The 21468-nt window shown below is 39.8% G+C and carries 20 protein-coding genes; 7 read left to right on the top strand and 13 right to left on the bottom strand.

All coding sequences use genetic code 11. The annotated features are described in order from the left end of the window. Window positions 1–48: 48 nt before the first annotated feature. The 8 genes from BM015_RS09300 to BM015_RS09265 form a co-directional block, all read right to left on the bottom strand. Window positions 49–1293 (bottom strand): MFS transporter, encoded by a 1245-nt coding sequence (locus tag BM015_RS09300; RefSeq protein WP_090657595.1) that lies wholly within the window; start codon window positions 1291–1293, stop codon window positions 49–51. A gap of 123 nt (window positions 1294–1416) precedes the next feature. Then, complete coding sequence (locus BM015_RS09295; protein WP_090657593.1) at window positions 1417–2913, bottom strand: mandelate racemase/muconate lactonizing enzyme family protein; 1497 nt, start codon at window positions 2911–2913, stop codon at window positions 1417–1419. 265 nt (window positions 2914–3178) lie between these two features. Continuing rightward, entirely contained in the window at window positions 3179–4099 is a 921-nt protein-coding gene (locus tag BM015_RS09290) for an RraA family protein (RefSeq protein WP_090657591.1), read from the bottom strand. Window positions 4100–4284: 185 nt separating this feature from the next. Then, a complete protein-coding gene (locus BM015_RS09285) occupies window positions 4285–4602 on the bottom strand; it encodes a nucleotidyl transferase AbiEii/AbiGii toxin family protein (RefSeq protein WP_090657589.1) in 318 nt (105 codons plus the stop codon). Window positions 4603–4710: 108 nt separating this feature from the next. Continuing rightward, on the bottom strand, window positions 4711–5979 hold the full coding sequence (locus BM015_RS09280; RefSeq protein ID WP_218148465.1) for a hypothetical protein: 1269 nt from the start codon (window positions 5977–5979) through the stop codon (window positions 4711–4713). After that, a complete protein-coding gene (locus tag BM015_RS21710; RefSeq protein ID WP_218148464.1) occupies window positions 5976–6161 on the bottom strand; it encodes a hypothetical protein in 186 nt (61 codons plus the stop codon). The genes BM015_RS09280 and BM015_RS21710 overlap by 4 nt, the downstream gene beginning before the upstream one ends. A 474-nt stretch (window positions 6162–6635) precedes the next feature. Further along, window positions 6636–6938, bottom strand: a complete 303-nt coding sequence (locus BM015_RS09270) for a type II toxin-antitoxin system RelE/ParE family toxin (protein ID WP_090657584.1) — start codon at window positions 6936–6938, stop codon at window positions 6636–6638. Next, window positions 6928–7164: a hypothetical protein gene (locus BM015_RS09265; protein ID WP_090657582.1), complete on the bottom strand. Its 237-nt coding sequence runs from the start codon at window positions 7162–7164 to the stop codon at window positions 6928–6930. The genes BM015_RS09270 and BM015_RS09265 overlap by 11 nt, the downstream gene beginning before the upstream one ends. Before the next feature lie 215 nt (window positions 7165–7379). Between BM015_RS09265 and BM015_RS09260 the strand changes: the two genes are divergently transcribed. Beyond that, complete coding sequence (locus BM015_RS09260; protein WP_090657686.1) at window positions 7380–8828, top strand: RtcB family protein; 1449 nt, start codon at window positions 7380–7382, stop codon at window positions 8826–8828. A gap of 295 nt (window positions 8829–9123) precedes the next feature. Then, window positions 9124–10821: a toll/interleukin-1 receptor domain-containing protein gene (locus tag BM015_RS09255; protein ID WP_090657580.1), complete on the top strand. Its 1698-nt coding sequence runs from the start codon at window positions 9124–9126 to the stop codon at window positions 10819–10821. Window positions 10822–11116: 295 nt separating this feature from the next. On the opposite strand, the gene BM015_RS09250 is transcribed toward BM015_RS09255, so the two are convergent. Continuing rightward, window positions 11117–12037: a DUF2652 domain-containing protein gene (locus tag BM015_RS09250; protein WP_090657577.1), complete on the bottom strand. Its 921-nt coding sequence runs from the start codon at window positions 12035–12037 to the stop codon at window positions 11117–11119. A gap of 57 nt (window positions 12038–12094) precedes the next feature. Here BM015_RS09250 and BM015_RS21540 point away from each other — a divergent pair, with 57 nt between their 5' ends. From BM015_RS21540 to BM015_RS09235, 3 genes are all read left to right on the top strand, one after another. After that, window positions 12095–12238, top strand: coding sequence for a hypothetical protein (locus tag BM015_RS21540; protein WP_177191857.1), 144 nt, complete (start codon window positions 12095–12097; stop codon window positions 12236–12238). Window positions 12239–12911: 673 nt separating this feature from the next. Beyond that, entirely contained in the window at window positions 12912–13103 is a 192-nt protein-coding gene (locus BM015_RS09240; protein ID WP_090657574.1) for a hypothetical protein, read from the top strand. Further along, entirely contained in the window at window positions 13091–13405 is a 315-nt protein-coding gene (locus BM015_RS09235; protein WP_090657572.1) for a type II toxin-antitoxin system RelE/ParE family toxin, read from the top strand. The genes BM015_RS09240 and BM015_RS09235 overlap by 13 nt, the downstream gene beginning before the upstream one ends. Window positions 13406–13581: 176 nt before the next feature. On the opposite strand, the gene BM015_RS09230 is transcribed toward BM015_RS09235, so the two are convergent. The 3 genes from BM015_RS09230 to BM015_RS09220 all read right to left on the bottom strand — a co-directional run bounded on the left by BM015_RS09230 (window position 13582) and on the right by BM015_RS09220 (window position 17283). Next, window positions 13582–13890 (bottom strand): type II toxin-antitoxin system RelE/ParE family toxin, encoded by a 309-nt coding sequence (locus tag BM015_RS09230; RefSeq protein WP_090657570.1) that lies wholly within the window; start codon window positions 13888–13890, stop codon window positions 13582–13584. Beyond that, window positions 13880–14098, bottom strand: coding sequence for an addiction module protein (locus BM015_RS09225; protein ID WP_090657567.1), 219 nt, complete (start codon window positions 14096–14098; stop codon window positions 13880–13882). The genes BM015_RS09230 and BM015_RS09225 overlap by 11 nt, the downstream gene beginning before the upstream one ends. Before the next feature lie 311 nt (window positions 14099–14409). Further along, on the bottom strand, window positions 14410–17283 hold the full coding sequence (locus BM015_RS09220; protein ID WP_090657565.1) for a PD-(D/E)XK nuclease family protein: 2874 nt from the start codon (window positions 17281–17283) through the stop codon (window positions 14410–14412). 268 nt (window positions 17284–17551) lie between these two features. Here BM015_RS09220 and BM015_RS09215 point away from each other — a divergent pair, with 268 nt between their 5' ends. Together BM015_RS09215 and BM015_RS09210 are read left to right on the top strand one after the other, a co-directional pair. After that, window positions 17552–17794 carry a hypothetical protein gene (locus tag BM015_RS09215; protein WP_090657563.1) on the top strand — a complete coding sequence of 81 codons (243 nt, stop codon included), beginning with the start codon at window positions 17552–17554 and terminating at the stop codon, window positions 17792–17794. Beyond that, window positions 17779–18078, top strand: a complete 300-nt coding sequence (locus tag BM015_RS09210) for a type II toxin-antitoxin system RelE/ParE family toxin (protein ID WP_090657561.1) — start codon at window positions 17779–17781, stop codon at window positions 18076–18078. Before BM015_RS09215 ends, BM015_RS09210 begins: the two co-directional genes overlap by 16 nt. A 10-nt stretch (window positions 18079–18088) precedes the next feature. Here BM015_RS09210 and BM015_RS09205 read toward each other — a convergent pair whose 3' ends face one another. Next, a complete protein-coding gene (locus BM015_RS09205; RefSeq protein ID WP_090657559.1) occupies window positions 18089–21313 on the bottom strand; it encodes a UvrD-helicase domain-containing protein in 3225 nt (1074 codons plus the stop codon). Window positions 21314–21468: the final 155 nt, after the last annotated feature.

The following is a 21468-nucleotide window of genomic DNA, read 5'->3' as shown; positions in this document are numbered from 1 at the left end:
CGCATCAGGCCGGCTTTTCCGGGTTGATAGTTATTATAACTTCTTTAATTATTCTTTCTTTTTTATTGCAATAATTGTAACAATCGCAGATATAAATAAAGAACCAGCCATAAAAATATATGATGCGCCAAAACCGCCCGTAGTACCGTTGAGATAGCCAACAATATAGGAACCCACAAAAGAACCCAAAGCGCCAAAACTGTTGATTAAGGCAATGGCGCCCGCCGTGACATTAGCCGGTAATATTTCAGTTATGATAGCGAAGAAAGGGCCGTAAGGCGCATACATCATCATGCCGGCAATTACCAGCAGGGTGAATGACATCCAGAAGTTGCTGGTGCCGATTAAATATGAACCATAAAAAGCCAGCGAGGCTATAAGCAAACAAGGCCATATAAATATTTTACGGTTGAGGGTTTTATCAGAAAAATAAGAAACTGTTATCATGCCTATTACGGCAAAAGCATAAGGCAATGAAGATAACCAGCCGGTTTCTATCATGCTCATGTGCGGTGCTGCTTTAATGATAGAAGGCAGCCATATTACAAAACCATATACACCAATGCTCCATAATGCGTATTGCAGGCTTAATAGAATTACAGCTTTCGATTTGAATGCAGCTGCGTAATTTTTTACAGGCTTTATAGCCTGCTGTTCTTTTTGCAGGGCCGATTCAACAGCCTGTTTTTCTTCATCCGTAAGCCAGTTTGCATTAGCCGGCTTATCATTTACCAGCTTCCACCAGAAGAAAGCCCAGATAATGGCAGGCAATCCTTCCAGTATAAACATCCAGCGCCAGCCCAGCGAATGAATTAAATAACCTGATAAAATCGACATCCATAAAACGGTAACAGGGTTGCCCAGTATTAAAAATGTATTGGCCCTTGATCGCTCCTGTTTGGTAAACCAGCGGCTTAATAAAATTATCATGGCCGGCATTACAGCGCTTTCTACAACACCGAGCATAAACCTTATAACGATGAGAACGGTAACATTACTTACCAAACCTGTTGCGGCAGCGAGGGCGCCCCAGGCTATCAGCGACCAGAATATTAATTTCTTTGCACTTTTATTGGCTGCATAATGCGCTCCGGGAATTTGAAAAAAGAAATAACCCAGAAAGAAAAGCGAACCTAATAAAGAAGATGTGGCTGCGGTAATACCCAGGTCATGAGCCATTTCGCCGGCGGCTGCAAAACCAAAATTAGCCCTGTCTAAATATGCTAAGCTATAAGTAATAAATGCTACGGGAATTAAACGGTACCATCGTGATGGCGCAATTGTATTGTTCATGTGTTGACCTCACCCCCCAACCCCTCTCCAAAAGAGAGGGGCAGGAAGGCTTTGTAATTAAATTATAGTTTAAATATTCCGGGCCTTACCAAACTTTTCCCTTAACGGCGGGGAAATTTGAACCTAACTGAATATCCTGTCGTGCGAACGTTTATCATCCCACTGCGGAGTAGGTTCAAAATAACTTTTATCCTTTGGATGCAGATGCTGTTTCACTACTTCTTCATTCAGTTCAATACCCAGGCCCGGTGCTGTAAGCGGCAGGTTGGCAAAGCCTTTTGTAATAAGCGGCCTTCCATCGGTGGTTTTAACCAGGCTTTCCCACCAGGGCAAATCAATGGAATGATGTTCAAGCGCTAAAAAGTTTTGCGTGGCGGCGGCGCAATGCACATTTGCCATAAAAGAGATAGGCGTTCCGGCCTGGTGCATCGCCATAGCAACGCCATGTTCTTCAGCATAATCACCAATGCGTTTTGTTTCCAGCAGGCCACCTGATGAAGCGAGGTCAGGATGCACGATATCAACTGCATGAATATCTATCAGCGGTTTAAAACTTTTCAGCAGGTAAATGTCTTCACCGGTTGCGCAGGGTATTTCCAGTGCATCGGATAAAGATTTCCACTGATCAGTATATTCCCAGGAAATCACATCTTCCAGCCAGGCCAGCCTGTATTTTTCCATGCGTTTGCCTAAACGTATGCCGTTGTTTACATCAAAGTGCCCATAATGGTCTGTTGATAACGGAATTTCATAACCCACCATGGCACGAACATTTTCAACCAGTTTGGCCAGTTCATCCAGGCCTTTATCTGTTATTTGTATTTGCGTGAAAGGATGCGCTGTATTGGCATACGACATCGGGTTGCTCATATCGCCCCACTGTTGTAAATCGCCCCGGCTGTTCTCCCAGAATTTATTATTTACCACCGCGCCTTCAACGCCTTTCAGTTCGTTAATGCTTAAATCCATCTTCAGCCAGGTATAGCCTTGTTCATGCAGCCTGTAATCAATTAATTTTTTCTGTTCTTCCGGCGAGCCTGCTTCCGGCGTATCGGCGTACAAACGGATTTTATCGCGATACCTTCCGCCCAGCAATTGCCATGCGGGCACGTTATAGGCTTTACCAACTATATCCCACAATGCCATTTCAACTGCGCAAACGCCGCCTGCCTGCCGGCTTTGTCCGCCAAATTGTTTAATGAATTTGAATATCTGTTCCACATTACACGGGTTCATGCCGAGTATGCGGCTTTTGAGCATGAGGGCATAGCGTTCATCGGCGCCATCGCGCACTTCGCCTAAACCATAAATACCCTGGTTGGTATCTATGCGGATGATAGCTGTTCTGCCCAAAACCGTAGTAACGCAATAACGCATATCGGTTATTTTCAGGTCAGATGGCGCTGAATTCCGGTTTACTTTCTGGGTGCTTTGCGCTACCAGGTCTTCTACCGGAGAGAGCATAAAAGCGCCGCCGAGGGCAATACCGCTCATGGCTGTCTTTTTAAAAAAAGAGCGGCGTGAATTTTCATGTTGCTGCAGTTCTTTCTGAATAGCTGCTTCATTGCTTTCAGGTTCTTTTAAACCAAGCTTCGTTAAAATTTTTTGTGCAGGAGTCATATTGGTAATTGTGGTTTTATGGTAAGCAAATATTTGTGAGTAGTGTTGTTGTGAATGGTGATGAATTAATGCCGGTTACTTAAGATTTAATTCTTGAATAATCAATAATCAATGCTCAATATTCAATAATCATTTTGCTGGCGTTTACAATTGAACATTGAGTATTGTTTTGTTCCTGCCCGATTGATTCGGTCAGGCGGGAAATATTGAGTATTTTTCTTAGCAAAGACATTAAATAGTGAATGATTGAGCGGTAAGTGTTTACTCACCAGTTCCGTTCCTTCATATAATCATCCAATTCTTTCTTCGTCATTGGAAGGTCTTTTTGTGTACCCAGCCATTGCAGGAAATCTTTTTTAATATCATCTGTCCATTGCTGGTCTATTTGGCCCGGCGTGTATTTGCCTTCACGCAAACGCTGATGGCCGAAATCGTCCCGCAGCATTACAAATTCGGAGTTCAATACGAGGTCTGCAAGGTATTGTGCCGGTATAAATACAATGCCGCCTTTCTTTGCCAGCACTACATCGCCGGGCATTACGGTGGCGCGGCCAATGCGGATGGGCACATTAATGCCGGCCAGCATCATCTGCTGAATGTAAGAAGGGTCATAGCCTTTTATCCAGCCATTAAATCCCTGTATTTCTTCGAGGCCTTCCACATCGCGTACAGAGCCGTAGAATATTACACCGCGGTGCGATTTTGCATAAATGGCATTGCCAAGGTTATCGCCAATTAAGGTGCCGTCAACAATTTTTCCGTAGCTGTCGGCCACATAAACATCGCCGTTTTGCAATACATCAATCGGCCATGAATTGGGCGCTCCTATACGGCCTTCGGCTTTGCCGTTTGCTTTAACGGAACTGTCAAAATCCGGGCGAAGCGGCATGTACTGGGCTGTAACAACACGGCCTGTCATAACACTGTCGGGGCGAATAACCATCCAGTCGCCTTCAAACTGGTTTTGGTAGCCTTTGTTGCGCAGGTATCCCCAGGCTTCTTCGAGCGACACATTTTTTAGGCGTTCCAGCAGGCGGTCTGATGTTTTGGGGCGGCCGTCTGCAAAGCGTTCACCTGTCCATTTTGAAGTAAGCATTTTTACCTGTTCCGGCGTTGGTGTAATTTGTTGGGCATGCGTGTAAGAAATGAAAGCAGCAAGCAATGCAAGGCAAATCGTTTTTTTCATCGTATGGCTTTAGTTAGTAAATATTTATAGGCTTTAAAGTAAAGGAATTTTTAAATAGAAAAGGGCAATTCGCCCAAAAAAATCAACCGATTGCATAAATTGGGGAGAAAACTTAATATTGAAGAATAATAATTGAGATTATTTAGCAGAAAATAAATGTCTTGCACGTTTGCAAACATTAGCTGCTACAACAGGCTTTTTGTATATAACCGTACAGCCTGTAACTTCATGGGTATAATATCCTCAATACTTATCAATTTTATATTTTCAACTGTTGAAAAAGGTTTTAGCCAGGTAAAAGGATATAAAACAAAATCAACTTTTATCGCATTGATGCTAAACATCATCATTTGATTTTGTTCGAACAGTAATGATGCTGATGGAAATGATTTGGTAATAACCTGAAAAACCTGTGAAATATCGAAAGCTGTATTTGTAAAGAAATCAAGATCTATTGAAACTCTGTGGCCTAATACTAAAGCAAGGCTGGTGCCGCCAGCCACCTAAACCAAATTTGTGTGAGTTTATGTGTTTACATGTTTACAAGTTAATTTGACTTACAAAAATGTTTTATAACAAGTGGGCCCGTGAACTTGTGCACCTGTAAACATTTAAGCTTCTGTCTTCACTTCACACGGATAGCCAAACAGGCAGCGGCTTTTTATTATTGCAGCCACTTCATCCGGTACAAATTCTTCCCAGCCGGAAGCGCCGGCTTTTATCAGCTCAAGCACCTTATCCGGCTGAACATTCAGGTTGTCTTTGTTGTAGTCAGGAATGTCTTCGATCTTATTGTTGGCAAGGAGATAATGATAAAGATCTATTAAATGTGGCGGAAGCTGAAACTGCTGGCATGTTTGAATAACACCGTTGCGCATAGTGGGATAAATAAACAGCTTTACATTACGGCTGAATAACCTTGCAAACGATTCCAGGATTCCGCCCGGCAGGGCAGTGTAATGTTCTTCGGAAAAAATATATTCGAGGTTGGGATAGCCCAGCACTACGCCCATCTTCAATTTGGTAATGGTAGAGAGATATGATACCAGCTTATAATATTCGTGAAAATTGGAAATCATTACCGTTTGGCCAAGTGAACATAAAATATCAACGCGGTCAAGAAAATCCTTTTCATCAATATCGGCATCCAGTTCATTTGAATTGCGTTCTTGTAAAGCCTGCAAGGTGAGTTCTGTAACTACCACCACATTGTTTGAGTCAACATCCGGTTCTTCAAGAAGCTGTTTTATGCCGGTCTTAAGCATATCGATGTGCACATTAATAACCGGCCTGAAACGGCCACGTACCACCATTATATGTTTTTTATACAGCACTTCGCTTGGCTGCAGGTTTTTGCCATCGGGACCAAAAACAGCCGCATCGGAAAACTCAAGCTTAACGAGGTGAAGGCTCATCAGCCGGTTATCAACCTTTATAAAGCCGGGGCCTTCAAAACGGATCATATCAATCTGAATACGGTCTTTCGAGAGGTCATCCCTTAATGAAAGCAAAAACAAGGTTGGGTTTTGATAATACCGGAAGCAGGCATAAATAAGGTTCACGCCCAATATACCCACGGCCTGCTGCTGCAGGTTATTATCATTATCTAAAAGTTTTACATGCAGCACCACATCATTATAAGCGCCGCCGGGTTCCAGTTGAAAACGTACGCCCATCCATCCATGGCCCACATTTGTTTTATGATAGTTAAGCGCTGCAATCGTATTGGCATAAGCAAAGAAAGTGGAAGAAGGGCCACGTTGTTTTTCAAGACGCTCAATCAGCAGCTCATATTCTTTGTCGAGCATCTTTATAAGCCTGCTCTCGCTTACGTAACGTTTTTTTGCATCGGCGCCGTAGATTTCGTCTGAAAAAATCATGTCGTAAGCCGACATGGTTTTGGCAATGGTACCCGATGATGCGCTGCTTTAAAGAAATTGGCTGCCACATCCTGCCCGGCGCCTATTTCGGCAAAAGTGCCATATATCTTCGGGTCAAGATTTATTTCGAGTGCTTTTTGCTTGGTGCCTATGTTACTGCTTTGCGGAGGAGTTGTTGCCATGAATGTTTTTATATTCAGCGGCAAAGTTAGGTGTGAAAAGAAACACAACTGCTGTGCAGAAGGTTTAGCATTATGTCTTTCTCAAAAATGCGAAAACTTTTACCTGCCGGGTTACATTTTGCAGATTTCTTTATTAATGACGCTATGCTTTACTTAATTACATATCGCTGCATTAAAAAGCTGTCAATTGAAAAGCAGGAAAAAGAACGTTGTGTATTGAATGGTTTATTATTCTTCAAGTATTCCAAAATACGCTTCATGCATCAGGCGAACCTTTCTCCTGATGCGGCGCATGAAACTATTTGGTGATATAATTTTTAGACCTTCGCCAAAACCGATCAGCTCACGTTCCAGTTCAAAGTTGGGTATAACATCAATGCAAAAACAATTCCGCCTTTGCGCTCTTCAATAATTTTTTGCGAAGTATGAATAGGTTTTGTTTTGATGTATGGCGCCAATATTCAACTTTGCAAATTATTTACCACCATACTTTTTCAACGGATGTTTTTTAGCATGATGAACAGCAATGATTTCAATAACATCAACTTTAATTCGATAAACAATGAGATAAGGAAAACGATGAATTAAAAAATCTCTGAGTTCTTTTCTTTCATCAATAAAGCTGTAATGTTCAGGATTGTTAGCGATTTTTTGATAGGCAGTTTCAAGTTCTTTTAATAATTCTTCACCGAGACCGATGCATTGTTTTTCATACCATGCGTACGCTTCGTCTTCATCGTTGTGCGCAAATGGAGTGATTATAAGTTTATGCGCCATGTTTGTGTTTGTTGCGAATCATTGCATGAGATTCTTCAACTGAATATCCATTGCTGCTGCTGTCTTCAAACATTTGTATGCGCTCATAAAACGAATCAAGGTCTTCTTTTGAATATTTATTATTAATAGATGAAGATTCAAGAATCTGTAGTACAGCATCAAGTTGAGTGTCGCTGGCTTTATCAATCAGTTTATGAATTTGGTCGCGTATTTCAGAGTTTATCATAATCAAAAAATAATTAAACTTTATAGTATATGCAATTTACAAAATACATGATAAACTTTAGTACGGATATTGTCACTCAAGTTCTGTAGTACAGCGAGTGATATAATCATAATGCATCACTACAATAGATAAAAGCAAACCACAAAGTCACAAAGGCTCAAAACATCACAAAGACTTCGTGTCTCCGTGCCTTCGTGGCAGCAAAAACAAACAACATGAAATTAAAAATATCCGCCAAAGAATTACGTGCTCTCGGTTATCCCGAAAGCCCTGTAATTCCGGTAGCGATGAACGTGATGGAAAAACATTTTAAACATCACACAAAAGAAGAAGCGTTTGATATTTTAAAAGCGGTATTACAATCTCCGAAAGAATATGCAACGCATGAAACACTGCAACCAATTGCAGAGAAGCTGCTGCCTAAAGCCCCCTCTCCCTTTGGAGAGGGGGTTGGGGGTGAGGTCTCTTTAAACAAAGAAGGCATTCACTTCAATATTTTCGGAAGAGATGAAATTGAAGAAGGTGCCATGCATCAAATGTATGCCGCATCAAAATTGCCGGTGGCAGTTGCCGGTGCATTAATGCCCGATGCGCATCATGGTTATGGTTTGCCCATCGGTGGTGTGCTGGCAACAGAGAATGCGGTGATACCGTATGGCGTTGGTGTTGACATCGGCTGCCGCATGTGTTTAAGCATTTTTGATATTGATGTAAAAGACCTTACGCAACGTGAAGCATTCTTTACACGTGAACTCGGTGAAGCTACTTTGTTTGGCAGCGGTGCACAGTTTCAACGTGCAGAAGAACATGAAGTGATGGACAATAAATTGTTTTATGAAATGCCGTTGCTAAAAAATTTGCATGGCCGTGCATGGAAACAATTGGGTTCATCAGGAAGCGGTAACCACTTTGCAGAGTTTGGTATTATTGAGGTGCCTGCAACAGATGCCACGCTGAATGTTTCTGCAGGCATGTATGTCGGTTTCTTAACGCACAGTGGTTCACGTGCATTGGGCGCAAACATTGCGCAGCATTATACAAAAATTGCAAAACAGAAAAGAAGATTGCCGCAGGAAGCTGCAAACCTTGCATGGCTTTCATTAGATGAAGCTGAAGGCACGGAATATTGGCTGGCCATGAACCTTGCGGGTGATTATGCAAGTGCTTGTCACCATGTGATACATGCAAAAATTGCGAAGCAGTTAGGTCGCAAGCCCATGAAGATGGTGGAGAATCACCACAACTTTGCATGGAAAGAAATGTATGATAACAAAGAAGTGATTGTGCATCGTAAAGGTGCCACGCCTGCCGGTAAAAATGTGTTGGGTATTATTCCCGGCAGCATGACAGCGCCCGGCTTTATTGTAAAAGGCAAAGGCGAAGAAGCTAGCATCAACTCCGCATCGCATGGCGCCGGCAGAAAGATGAGCCGCACACAAGCCATGGCAAACATTACGCATAATGCATTGAAAGAAGAGCTTGCCAGGCACAATGTAAAATTGCTCGGCGGCGGTTTGGATGAAGCGCCATTTGCGTACAAGGATATTGAAGTGGTGATGCAACATCAGAAAGCGTTGGTGGATGTGGTGGGCAAGTTCACGCCAAAGATTGTAAAGATGTGCGGCGCCGAAACTAACCGTACCAGGAAGAATTCAGAACCATGATTTATAGGATTTGTCTGATTGCGCTGATTATAATTTTTAATCAGTCAATCAGTATAATCAGGTTAAAATCGTGGTTTCATTTTGGGCTGTAAGCTGACAAACATAAAACCCAATAATTCAAATGATCAGCAGCTTACAGATGTAGATATTATGCGCTGCAGTAAAAACAATTAATTGTTTATAGTTATGTTTATTACGGTGTAATTACCTTTGAAGTATAACCTATGCTTCACACGTATTGCTGTTGTGCTTTATGGAAAATATAACCGTATAAAATTGCTTTCGTTTAAATAGTATGAAAGACTCCTCTAAAATATTTATTAACTACAGGCGGGAGGATACAAGCGGCTACGCAGGCCGGATAGCTGATGCGCTTGCATCAGAATTTGGAGAGGATAATATATTTATTGATGTAACGAAAATTAATACCGGTTCAGATTTCACAGAAGTAATTACACAGGCATTAGACCAGTCTCGTTACCTGCTTATACTGATTGGTAATACCTGGCTTAATTGTAAAGACAGTGCAGGCAACAGGCGATTAGAAAATGCTGATGATTTTGTGCGCAAAGAAATAAGCCTTGCCATTAAAAGAAAAGTAAAATTAATTCCTGTATTGCTTGAGGGCACACGCATGCCTGATGCCAGTGCATTGCCCGATGATATAAAAGATTTATGTAAATGGCAGGCAATAGAAATTACAGATTCGCGATGGAAGTTTGATGTTGAAAGGCTGATCAAATCTATCAACCTGCGTAAAAAGCTTTTTGTTTTTAACCGTAAACTGGCATTGCCGCTATTGCTGGTGTTGTCGGCGGTTATAGCTTTTGGTATCTGGAAAAAAAATTCAAATGGAAATATTACGCATCCTTCAACACCAAAGGACTATTACAGCAGCGCTAAAATGTTTGAATTAAGCGGAGACTTTGCAAACGCACAAAAATCGTATAAGCAATACCTTAAATTCAACCTGCCTTATATTGATCCGCATTTAAGTTACCAGTCCATGCTTAAATCACAGGAAGGTATAAATGCAGCGCGCCAGGAATATAAAGCGTTGCTTTCAACAAATGCAACGGCTGTAACAACGTTTGCAAATGCTTTGCTGGCTGACAGGGAGATTGCCATTAAAAACCTGCTGCAACTGGTAAAACAATATCCTGATTTTGCACCGGCATTTTACGAGTTAGGCAATGAATATTCGCAGGATAAACTGGGGGAAAGATCTTTAACAGAAAAATCGCTGGAGCGAACTTACTTAACCGAATTTCTTCACCTGGATTCGCTGGGTGATAATCAAAAGTATTATATAGATAAAGCAATTGCTGTACAACAAACTAAAGATGCTGTTACAAGATTAAAGCAGGCAGATTATACAACAGCAGCATTAAAAAACCAGGTTGAAATGATCTATATGCTGGCAAATGATGGCTGGCATTTATACACAAACATTGGCGAACCGGCAACGAAGATCTATTATAAATTTAATAACGACACCGGCTATCGTGCCACGGGCTTAGCCGGTTATCAGCGTTCAGGAAGAGAGGTCCCAGACCCGGATATGTTTGTTGGCCGTTTAAAAAACGGGCAATACCCGGTAAGTGTAAAATATATTGACATGAAAGGGCAGGAGCAGGGGCCATTTAGTTTTATGCTTGACACGCAGAAAGAAAGGATGATAAGTGTAAAGAAAAATCTTGCACAAATGAATTGGGTAAGCTTTCAAAAGTATGACAACAAGCTGCTTGTTTATTTTACTTCGCTGTTAAGCGACAGGGATGTGATTAAAGCAATTAATTATTCTCTAAACAACGAATCATTATCTCAAACATTTCCGGTTCAGCCCTGGACGAAAGGCGGCATACCGGAAATGCAGGAGCATATTTATATTGAAGCACCTTCTTCAACAAAATATATTGCTGTAAAGCTCACATTTATAGATGGCAGCGTAACAGAGCTTAAACGGTTTGATAATGAGGCGGCAACTGAGTAAGTAAATTATGCTGAAGGAACTGAGATAAAAGTGTTCAACTAAAGCTGCTTCTAAATTCCAGCGGTGATTGTTTTGTTTTTGTTTTAAACAAGCGGCTGAAAGATTACGGATGTTCAAAACCTGACTTTCCGAAGGTTTATATACTATCAATTTTCCCGCTTGCAAGCAATGTTGCAAGATTATTTAAAGAAGTATTAAAACTATTGGCAAGCTTCTTTTTAAACAAAAAAGGGAATACAATACGATTGATGAACTTATCACGCAGATACAGATCAAATGCAACCAGCGTTTTATTTTAAGCGATTGATTTTAATGTTATAAACAAACTTTGTGTTTTGCGCTCATCCGTTTCACTTAAACAAAAAACATCGCCCATATCTTCAAAAGAACTTGAATAAAAAACAGTACTGCCTTGTCTTGTAACAACTCTGAATTTGATGCCTAAATGATAAATAGGATGATTAATGTTGTCCACTTTTATCACGCCGTCCTGCCATTTATTTCTCAAAGATAAATTCCCCATGACGCTTAAAACCGTCACCAGGCCTGCATCTATTGTCTTTTCAGCCCTCAGCACTTTTATCTTTTGCCTGCCTATTGTTTTATCTTCCGGCGGATCGGCCTCTATTTTTTGTTTCAGGTTAGTAAGCATGCAATAGGTAAAATCAATATTGCCATTTTCTGTTTGTTTTATACCATGTTGCCATTGCATCCACTCCGGAAACAGTTGGTTGCTTTCCTGCCCGGCTGGTGAAGTATTGGTATCAAGCCAGTACTCATGCAGGTTTATATCATTTTTTAATAACTGGTGGGCAATAATCACGTCTTTCCCAATAAGCTTATTAAAATCTTTTACGGTGTAAGAAGAGAATTCGCCATAATGTGTTATTATTTTCAGGCTCAGGTTTACGGCGCTTTTGCAGGCAGCGCAAATGCACAAGCGTGTTTTCTCATAGTTTTTTAATTGCTTTTGAAAATTGCAGAACATTTTTTCAACCTGGCCGTATATCTCTTCAAAAGACGGGCTGTTGCCAAAACGATAAAATAATACTGCATCCCCTTCCACTTCAGAAATTTTCAATCCCATTTGATTGGAGTTGATGATGTTTTCCAGCAGTTCTTCAATTATGATGCGGCTATGTTCAATTTCGTTTTCGTGTACAAATTTTGTAAAGCCGCTTATGTCGGGAATAAAAAGCAAGCCTTTATCAGCCATACAAATTTTTTATAAAAATGAAACAGTTTGGTGGTTAGCTATTAAACGGCAACTGCAATGAACTTTAAATACTGTTTTACTGAACTTATAAAAGAAAAAGGTTTAGGAAACCGCATTCATCCCTATACATCATTGGAAGAGCGTTGCGCTGATATAACGCTTAAAAATAAAAATGGTAAATCACTTTTTTTATTGAACTGAAGGATCCAACAGCAAGAGATGGCGAGAGCGTTTTGATGGCAATGTAATTATGCGTGAAGCTGAAAGAGCGCAGCGAATCGAAATACAATATTTCGGCAATTGTAATTTTTTGGCTTGCGCTTTTTTCGATGTAAATAAATTTTATGATAAAGTAAGTATGAAGGTGTTCCAACGTCCCATCTGTAGAGCTGATAGCAGCTATTACTAAACAAGCAACTGGCGCAAAAAAATTAAGATCAGGTACATAAGCGCTTTGATATGTACCCAAAAGTGCAAAAACGGGTACATATAGCTTTTCCTATGTACCCAAAAACTAAAAAGAATGGATATTATTCCAAATAAAATTTTTTTATTTCGGTACAATGCTTACAGCTCAAAACCCCGTACCTAAAAGGAAAGTAAGAAAATTCATGCAATATCAACGCTCAACTGCTCAAAAATCTGCACAAAAAAATCTCAATCATAGAATGAAAAAAAGCGTTGAATATCTCTTTTAACTTTTTGGTTCTTTTTGTCAAGAAAAAGAGCAGAACAATTATTATAAGCAACGCAATTATGAAATCCTTGCTTTCGCAGAAAGGATGGCGAACTGGTTATAATTTACATTATATTAAGTCACAATGCATAATTTTTAAATAAAACAAATTAGTAAGTTTGAAAAAAGAAATAAGCTATGGCAGTTTCAAAAAAAAAGGTAATAGAATCAATCAATGCGATGCCTGAAGAAGAGTTTGTGGATATTGATGTGTTGCTTGAACGTATTATGTTGTTGAACAAAATTGAAGCTGGGGAAAAGAATATTGATGAAGGCAAAACATATACAACAGAGGAAGCTAAAGAAAAGCTATCAAAATGGCTTCAATAACCTGGACGGAAAACGCTTTAAATGATATTGACAACATTGCTTCGTACATCAGCAAAGACTCTGAATTTTATGCAAAGCAATTTGTAAGAAAATTAATTGACGCGACCCTTAAGCTTGAACGTTTTCCTGAAATTGGTGGGACGATTCGTGAATTACCTCAATCAAATTACAAGCAAATACTTTTTAAGAAATACAGAATCATTTACAGAATTGAAAATGATAAGATCTATATAATCACTGTGCACCATTCAGCTCGTTTGCTTGAGAACAATGACACTTTCAGGGATTTATCAGATGAATAGGGTTGTATACGCTCAAAGGCTGCCGTAATCGAAGTGGAAAGCACGCAGTGTAGTGAGGACTTATCTCTTTCACTATATTTTTCAATTATCTCGATGAATGCTATCGCATTTGTAACGGATAGCCGGAACCGCAGCCTTGCCTTGGCTCGTGTTGAAACAAACCAAATCTTTTGGCCCTATTCCAATAATTTCAATCTTCTTTTCACAAATGCATTACTTCTTTTTGCATGTGAAATACCAATTATATAGATCATTTCTTCTGAAACCAGGTAATAAATTTTGTAAGGAAATTTTGAAATAATATGTCGTCTTACAGGTTGTTTAATAAATGAATAGTAAAAAGGATTTGCTTGAATTTCTTCCAGGGATACAAGTAAGCTGTTATAAAAACGATTGCCTAAACCTTTCAATTTTTTTTCATAATAAGTAACTGCTTCATCTGCATCAGTAAAAGCAATTGGTTTTATTATAAGTTTAAAAACCATACTTGCCGGCAAAATATTTTTTAAGTTGCTCAAGGCTCATACCCTCAGTGGGATTGGCTTCGTGCAATTTCAGGCGTTCTTCTGCAAAAGCAAGCTCCTCATTTGTTATAGGCATTAGGCTTTCTTCCACACTGCTCCATAATTCTTCTGCAAGCTCAAGTTTTTCATCTGCAGGCAAAGACATTAATTCCTTTTTATTATAAGACATTTTAATCTTTTTATCAAAGATACAAAATTGAATCTTTATTGTTTACACGCTTCGCTCATAACTATTTTAATTGCATCAATGAAGCTACGCATTCTCCTGTCGTCGAAATGACGCGCAAGAACTTTATTTCTTCTTGCAATATCGTGTTCAACTGCTTAAAAAATCTGCACTGCAAAAGCTCAATCAAGGCGAATAAAAAACTGCTGAAACAAGCGAAGGAGCTCCGCAAGCACAAATAAAATAAACATAAACCTGAGTAAGTATCATCCGTTACTGATCTTGCTGTATAGAGTGACGAAAGCAAGCATGTCCTAAAACAGCGTTGTATAAATAGAATACATATAGTTATCCGCCACTTCGCTGGCTTTGAAAGGAATATCTTCATCAAACAATTCCGCCAGTTTGTTTTCAAGCCCTGCAAGAAATGCAGGTTTCAGTTCGGCGAGAAAAGGCCCTTCCAGTTGTTTGCGGTTCGATGAAAAAACAATGCCTTTTTCTTTCATGGTCCGCACCACATACAATACCGGTTGTACATGCCGGCTGCGTGATTTTTTCTCATACGCATCAGCATAAATCATAGTTTGTATTAGCGCCTTGTTAATGTATTTATCATTCGTATCAAAAAGTTTATCAATGGCATTGAAACTGAGTTCATCTTTGCCGGTTTTATAATCCACAATTCTTGTTACGCCATTCTTAACATCAATACGGTCAACAATACCAAATATTTTAATGCTTTCCTTTTTGCCTTTTAGCTGAAAAGGAATTGCTGCATTTATCTTTTCTTCCAGCGCCATAATGGTAAACGGCGCATCTTCCATATCGCGTTCGGTAATAATATTGATGTAAGCATCCACTATTGCCAGCACCACCTGCTGCATGCCGGAGAATTCATACGTATCTGCATCCGGCATATTGCGCACTTTGGCAAACGCTTTTTTTATAAGTGCATCTTTTTGTTGAAGGCGTTCCTGTATCCATTCTTTCGTTACTTCCTGTTTTAACATAGGGCGATAAAAATTTTCCATTGCCGCATGCAGTATAGAACCAATTTCATTGGCTTCCACTACAGGCGTTACTTCTTTCGGCTCTTTTATGTTGGCCACATAACTAAAAAAGAAATCAATGGGGTTAGCGATATACGTGGTGAGGGCAGAAGGCGACAAGGTTTTTTCCTGGCTAAGATAGCGCTGCAAACGTTGCCTTACCATCGGGTTCTTTTTATCAATTTCTATTGTTTGTTTTTCCGCTGTCTGCACCGGTAAATCCAGTTCATAATAATTAAAGTTGAAACCACTTTCATATTCCAGTTGTTTTAAAATACGGCTGGGTTCGCCGCTGGTAGTTTCATCAGTAAGGTTGTTATAGACGATGGAAATATCTTCGGCCCGTTGCAACAAACGATACACCATGTAGGAAGAAATGGCATCAAGGTTTTCCAACACCGGCAGGCCATAAACCCTGCGCAAACTGTCGGGTATAAAACTATTGCCAATAGACGTTTTTGGAATGATGCCTTCATTAAAACCAAGGAATACAACTTTATTAAAATTAAGGTTCCGCGTTTCGAGTAAACCCATTAGCTGGATTCCCTGCAAGGGGTCGCCGCTTAACGGCACATTAATGTTTTGCAATGCTTTTTGTATAAGCGTTATTACAAAAGGCAGCTCTTCATTTTCCAGGTAATCTTTAATGTTATCGTTAAGCCGGTTGAGCTCATGAATGGTTTTTACAAACAACTCTGCATCTATATTCTTTAACTGCTTTTGTTGCGAAAGATTATTCAGCACAAAATTCAATACATCCAGCAAGGCTGCTATTAACTGTTTGGGTTGATGTATATGTGTAAAGAATTTTTGCAGCATACCGCCCTGCCGTATCAAACGGTTTTGTTCTACATGTACAATGTTCTCATCAATCAATGCCTTTCTTATTTTATTCTTCATTTTCTCACTCAATCCCGTAAGCGGGTGTGTGAGGAAAGACTCAAGCTGCTGGTAGGTAATATGCGTTGATGAAGACTTTAATATATTGGTGTTGTTGAACATTTCTAACTGGCAGCTTAACCATAAATCTGCCAGCCCAAACACCGAAGAAATGCCCAGTGGAAATCCCATGGTTACATTCAGGTTTATTGGTTTTTCGTCTGCCTGCGATGGAATGGTTTGCAACGCAGGCAACAATAAAGTTTCATCGGCTAATACAACGGCCACGGCATCTACTTCCGTTTGTTGTTTGTAGTCATTGCCAAGAATATGATTAAGTATTTTAGCCTGCGCCGCCTGGCCTTGTACTTTATATACATCAACATTATGCGTTGCTGTTTTCATTAAATTAACCGGCGCTGCAAACTCGTTTTTTAAATGCAGTTCATGTATGTTCCTGCGCAAAAACAAACCTGCTTCCTGCAATGTATCGTTCAAATAATATTCATCTGCATCAAAATAAAATAAAGCCTTACCTGCTTGTTGCAGTTTGGTAAAAAGTTGTGCTTCGGCACGGCTTAATACATTAAAGCCAACAAATATGACCTTGCCTTTTTCAAACTTTTTTAAATAGCCCATTTCCGCTATGTCCATGCCTGCCAGCCTGCGGTAAGCGCCGCCATGCGTAATATGTTTTTTTGCTGCCAGCGCTGCATGAAAGCGATGATAAAGCTGTGGCATCCTGCGCCACATTTGTATAAACAATTCCTGCTGCCGTTTATGTTTTCCTTCAGAATATGATTGCCAAAACTGTGATAAGAATGCATATTGTTCCGGCGTTAGGTAATCAAATTCAAGATTGATGGCAGCAATATCTTCCAGTTCTTTATAAAGCTTGTCTGCATCAACGAGATCACTATCCACCTGGTTAAAATCGGCGAGTATAATCCTGGCAAGGCCAAAGAACTGGCTGCTTTTTATGGTGGGCAAACCTTCTTCCGCCAGCAGTTGGTTATAAATATCCAGCAGCGTAAAAAACTGCATATAAAAATCGGCGGGTTTTTCCTGCACAGCTTCATCAAAAAATTCCTGTATGGTAAATACAGAAGGACTGAAGAGAGGTTTTTGAATAATATCCGCCAGGTACTTTTGCAAGTACACAGCCGGCCGTTTATTATTAAACACAATGGCACAATGCTGAATATTCAATCCAAACTTTTTAATTAAATCTTCTGCTACTTCTTTTAAAAACGGCTTCATACTATAAAAATATCAATATAAGTTTTGTTTAAACCTGCAGTTTAAATTGATTGTTTTTATTTGGGTTGCCAGCTATTGAACAGGTGGCGTCACGGTTGTGGCACTCCCTTGTACTGCATATCATTGTGCAGCAATAATCTTACTGCCGGGCTAAATTACAGTTTGTTAATCATGACTGCAGCTTGTTAATTTAAATAATAAAATGGTATAAATTTGATAAGGTTGATTTTCCACAATTACCCTTTTCATAAGAATTTAAATTAGAATTATGACCAACGATATAAAACAAGACCTTATTAATAAAATATCTTCTACTGAAGACCAAAATTTATTGCTGTTACTTAAAACAGATTATGAATTTTTTACACAAAACGAAGGCAAAGATGTAACTGATGAATTATCAGAAGAAGACAAAGAGGAGTTAATCAACCTTGTTAACGAGCCTTTTGGATTTGATGCTATTTCCCAACAGGAACTGGATGAAGCAATCAGGCAATGGCGTACAAAATAATTTACAAAAAACGATTTCAGAAAAGGCTCTTTAAACTGCTTGACTATCTAAAATCAGCATGGGGTGAAGAAGTTGCTGATGAATTTATTATCCGTCTACAAAAAAGACTTCAAACTTTATCTAAACAACCTTATATCGGTGCGCCTTCTTCTGTAATTAAGCCTGTACGGAGCATTTTGATAACGAAGCATAACAGGTTGTATTACCGGATTAAAGACGATACCATCGAAGTGCTGAACATGTACGATACAAGGCGCCACCCAAGGAAAAGTATCTATTTGTAACGGTTCCTAATCACCCCACTTTTTTCAGCTCCTTCCTCACTGCATAAAACAAATAAGGCTGCACATTAACATAACCCATTTGCTTTAATAAATCTTTATACTTTAAAATCTGTTCAACATGTTTATCACTTTGCTCTAATGTGAACTTATAATCCAGCAGTAGCACACTGTCGTCTTTTATTAATATTCTGTCGGGACGTTGTATGCGGCCGTTAATATCAATAATGTTCCTCTCAATAATGCTGTGGCCTGATTGATGCAACAACTTACTCAGTTCAGGATGCTGCAACACATCCATTACAGCCTGTTTTAAAGGTTGCAATTCTTCTTCCTGAATCACGCCTTCCGATAATAGTTTTTCTAAATAAGCATTGGTTTCATCTTCGTTAGACGCATTGGCTAAAACATCATGTGCGAGTGAACCTCTGCGACCCGATTTTTCCCTGTTCAGCAAATGAACAATATGTTTATCTTCTATTTCCACATACAGTTCTGAAAGCCTTTGCGAAGTGGGATAATCTTCCAATGTAATACATGAACGTTGCTGTGGTGCGGCCGCGGTTAATATGTCTTCTGCTTTTTCATACAAATTATCTTTTGCAAACTCCGGGTTAAACTGCTGCATTGCCGTATTAATTGCATCGCCAATGTTAGATAATTTATCCGCTTCTTTTTTAAACATGGTGGCGAGGTATAAAAAATCTTTAGCACGGGTAGTGGCTACATACAGCATATTCAGGCTGTCCATATTGCTGTACAACACTTCTTTGAAATAGGCTTTGGCAACCGAAGTGCGTGCAAGCGCTTTGCTGAAGCGCAAAGGCATATTACCTAATTCATGATACATGGTATCCTGTGCCGGAACCCAGAATACGGAGTTGGCTTTTGTTTCATTGTCCCATATACAAAATGGCACAAACACCGCCCTGAATGCAAGCCCTTTTGATTTATGGATGGTAATTACCTGCACTGCATCTGCACCATCAGGAGAAGGCAATGATTTTTTGCAACCCTCTTCTTCCCACCATTCTAAAAAAGCGCCAATGCCTTTCTCGCCCGGCTTTGTGGCGTTGCCAATTAAATCGCGAAAGGCCAGCAAATAAGGAATGTGTTGCTGAAGATGATTAAGCTGGTAACTTGTAATTAAATTCTCTGCTAATTCAGCCAGCGGCAATTGCAGCCATTGCTGCCAGTTGTTGCATAAGGAAGCGGGCAATACATTATCTAATTGTGATAAAGATTTTTCATTCAAGTCGCAATAGAGGTGGGGCCCTGCCTGGTTTTGATGCACCGCATGATATAAAGCAATGCAGTTAGCTTTATACAAAGCTGTTTGTTCATCAATGCCGGTTATAACTTTTAGTGTATTGATAATAAGATCAACTGCAAGGTTATTACTAATGAGCAATGCATCGCCGCTTATAACAGGGATGTTATGTTCCATAAGCTTTTCAACACAGGCTGTTGCTTCAAAATTAGAACGCACTAAAATGGCTATGTCTTTACGTGCATAATTTTTTTCGTGTATCAGTACCTTGATTTCTTCAAGCACATCATTCAATGCCTGCTCCCGGAAAACTGTTTCGGTATAACGCGCTGTTTCATCTTCAGCTTTGCTGAAGCGTTTAACTTTTATAGCACCGCCGGGTTTTGTAGATAGCGCTTTGGATTGCGCTGCGCCTGCATATACTGATGTAATTACTTCATTAAAACCATTGCTGTTCCACCATTCATTAATAGCCGCCGGTTGTTCCTGCACGGTATTGTTTAAATATGATTGCAATAATGCCGGTAACAGTTGGTACAGATGGTTATTAAAATCGATGATGTTGGCAGTGCTGCGGTAATTTTCTGATAGGCTTTCTTCTAAAATATATAATTCACCTATATCTTTTTTTGCCTGCTGGTGCAATATATTCCAGTCGCCATTACGCCAGCGGTAAATGCTTTGCTTGGTATCGCCCACAATTAAATTGTCTATATATTTTCCTTCGGCTGACGCCAATGCATTGGCGAGTAACATCCTGAAACTTTTCCATTGATTAACGGAAGTATCCTGGAATTCATCAAACAAAAAATTTCGGTAGCGGGCGCCCACTTTTTCCCATATAAAAGAAGGGTTGCCGCCTGCATCGCCGGTAATGCCGGTAATGAGTTTTTGCGCATCGCTTATCAGCAGGTTGTCGTGTTCATTGCGATAAGCTGATAACAGTGTTACCACTTCCTGCATCAACCTTAAATAATATAAATTCTTTTTAAAAGCTATGGCCAGTTCATACGAGCCAACTTTTTCTTCGTAAAATGATTGTATGGTTTTTAGTAATGCATTTAGCTGCTGGTACATGCTGCCGTCGCCCTTGTCTGGTTTAAACCATGCATCCGGGTTATCAATCAATGCAAATATTTTAGCAAATTTATCCTGGTCGTTATTGATGAATGCTTGTAGCTTGAATAACCAGTTTCTGCTGCCTTGCACAAAATGCGCTTTATCTAAATTATACCGCTCAAACACAGTCACCGCCTGCTTTCCATATTCGGAAAGTTGTTTTTCATACGCATCAATTTCCTGTTTTGTTATTTGATTATAACGTTTAAAAAGCGCATCAATATTTTCTGTGCCGATAGTGGCAAGGGCCTGCTCAAATACTTCAAAGCTTTCTTTGAATATTTCGTTAATAAGGCTGCCTAATTCAAATTTATAATCCCAGTTTTTATTATCGCTGATGCGTTCCAGCGCAAGCGTAATTATCCATTCGAGCAACTGCTTATTATTGTCAAGCGAAGCATCCATTTTTTGCACCAGTTCATCTTTCACTTTATCATAATTCATCTCCAGCGCATAATCAGAACTCAAGCCAAGCTCAAATGCAAAACCTCGTATCACTTTCTGCACAAAACCATCAATCGTGCTTACGGCAAACCGGCTGTAGTCATGCAATATCTTCCTGTATATTTTATCCGCTTTTTCTTTCAATGTTTCGCCTGCCAGGTGCGGATGTGTTTTTAAAATAATGCTGCGATAACTGTTCACGCTTTCATCGCCTTTGGCGAGGCCTTCCAGCACTTCCAGTATGCGGGTCTTCATTTCCCCGGTGGCTTTGTTTGTAAAAGTTACCGCCAGCAGTTCGCGGTATTTATTTTCACCGCTGAATAATAAGGTAAGATAATGGGCGGCAAGGCTGAAGGTTTTTCCGGAACCTGCAGACGCCTGTAATATTTTAAGTGGCTTTTGCATGAAGTGTAAAAATAGTCTGAACCGGGATTTTTATAAATTATAAGATTTGCAGGATTACAATGAAAGCATCGTTATAATCCGGTTAATCCCTAAATCCCATTAATCCCGGTTCAGACAATTTATCGGATTATTAGGAAGCTTGCAATTTTAAACAT

It is taken from the genome of Parafilimonas terrae (genome assembly GCF_900115755.1).
GTDB classification, from domain to species: domain Bacteria; phylum Bacteroidota; class Bacteroidia; order Chitinophagales; family Chitinophagaceae; genus Parafilimonas; species Parafilimonas terrae.
The sequence above is the reverse complement of the archived record's forward strand: the minus strand, read 5'-3'. Positions and strand labels throughout refer to the sequence as shown.

Bases quoted from the DNA above. Each gene is read 5' to 3' on its own strand.
- BM015_RS21540 (WP_177191857.1), top strand. From the start codon at position 12,095: ATGAACTTTAAATACTGTTTTACTGAACTTATAAAAGAAAAAGGTTTA.
- BM015_RS09220 (WP_090657565.1), bottom strand. From the start codon at position 17,283: ATGAAGCCGTTTTTAAAAGAAGTAGCAGAAGATTTAATTAAAAAGTTT.
- BM015_RS09225 (WP_090657567.1), bottom strand. From the start codon at position 14,098: ATGTCTTATAATAAAAAGGAATTAATGTCTTTGCCTGCAGATGAAAAA.
- BM015_RS09290 (WP_090657591.1), bottom strand. From the start codon at position 4,099: ATGAAAAAAACGATTTGCCTTGCATTGCTTGCTGCTTTCATTTCTTAC.
- BM015_RS09265 (WP_090657582.1), bottom strand. From the start codon at position 7,164: ATGATAAACTCTGAAATACGCGACCAAATTCATAAACTGATTGATAAA.
- BM015_RS09260 (WP_090657686.1), top strand. From the start codon at position 7,380: ATGAAATTAAAAATATCCGCCAAAGAATTACGTGCTCTCGGTTATCCC.
- BM015_RS09250 (WP_090657577.1), bottom strand. From the start codon at position 12,037: ATGGCTGATAAAGGCTTGCTTTTTATTCCCGACATAAGCGGCTTTACA.
- BM015_RS09230 (WP_090657570.1), bottom strand. From the start codon at position 13,890: ATGGTTTTTAAACTTATAATAAAACCAATTGCTTTTACTGATGCAGAT.
- BM015_RS09235 (WP_090657572.1), top strand. From the start codon at position 13,091: ATGGCTTCAATAACCTGGACGGAAAACGCTTTAAATGATATTGACAAC.
- BM015_RS09280 (WP_218148465.1), bottom strand. From the start codon at position 5,979: ATGATTTTTTCAGACGAAATCTACGGCGCCGATGCAAAAAAACGTTAC.
- BM015_RS09210 (WP_090657561.1), top strand. From the start codon at position 17,779: ATGGCGTACAAAATAATTTACAAAAAACGATTTCAGAAAAGGCTCTTT.
- BM015_RS21710 (WP_218148464.1), bottom strand. From the start codon at position 6,161: ATGGCAACAACTCCTCCGCAAAGCAGTAACATAGGCACCAAGCAAAAA.
- BM015_RS09270 (WP_090657584.1), bottom strand. From the start codon at position 6,938: ATGGCGCATAAACTTATAATCACTCCATTTGCGCACAACGATGAAGAC.
- BM015_RS09215 (WP_090657563.1), top strand. From the start codon at position 17,552: ATGACCAACGATATAAAACAAGACCTTATTAATAAAATATCTTCTACT.
- BM015_RS09240 (WP_090657574.1), top strand. From the start codon at position 12,912: ATGGCAGTTTCAAAAAAAAAGGTAATAGAATCAATCAATGCGATGCCT.
- BM015_RS09295 (WP_090657593.1), bottom strand. From the start codon at position 2,913: ATGACTCCTGCACAAAAAATTTTAACGAAGCTTGGTTTAAAAGAACCT.
- BM015_RS09300 (WP_090657595.1), bottom strand. From the start codon at position 1,293: ATGAACAATACAATTGCGCCATCACGATGGTACCGTTTAATTCCCGTA.
- BM015_RS09205 (WP_090657559.1), bottom strand. From the start codon at position 21,313: ATGCAAAAGCCACTTAAAATATTACAGGCGTCTGCAGGTTCCGGAAAA.
- BM015_RS09255 (WP_090657580.1), top strand. From the start codon at position 9,124: ATGAAAGACTCCTCTAAAATATTTATTAACTACAGGCGGGAGGATACA.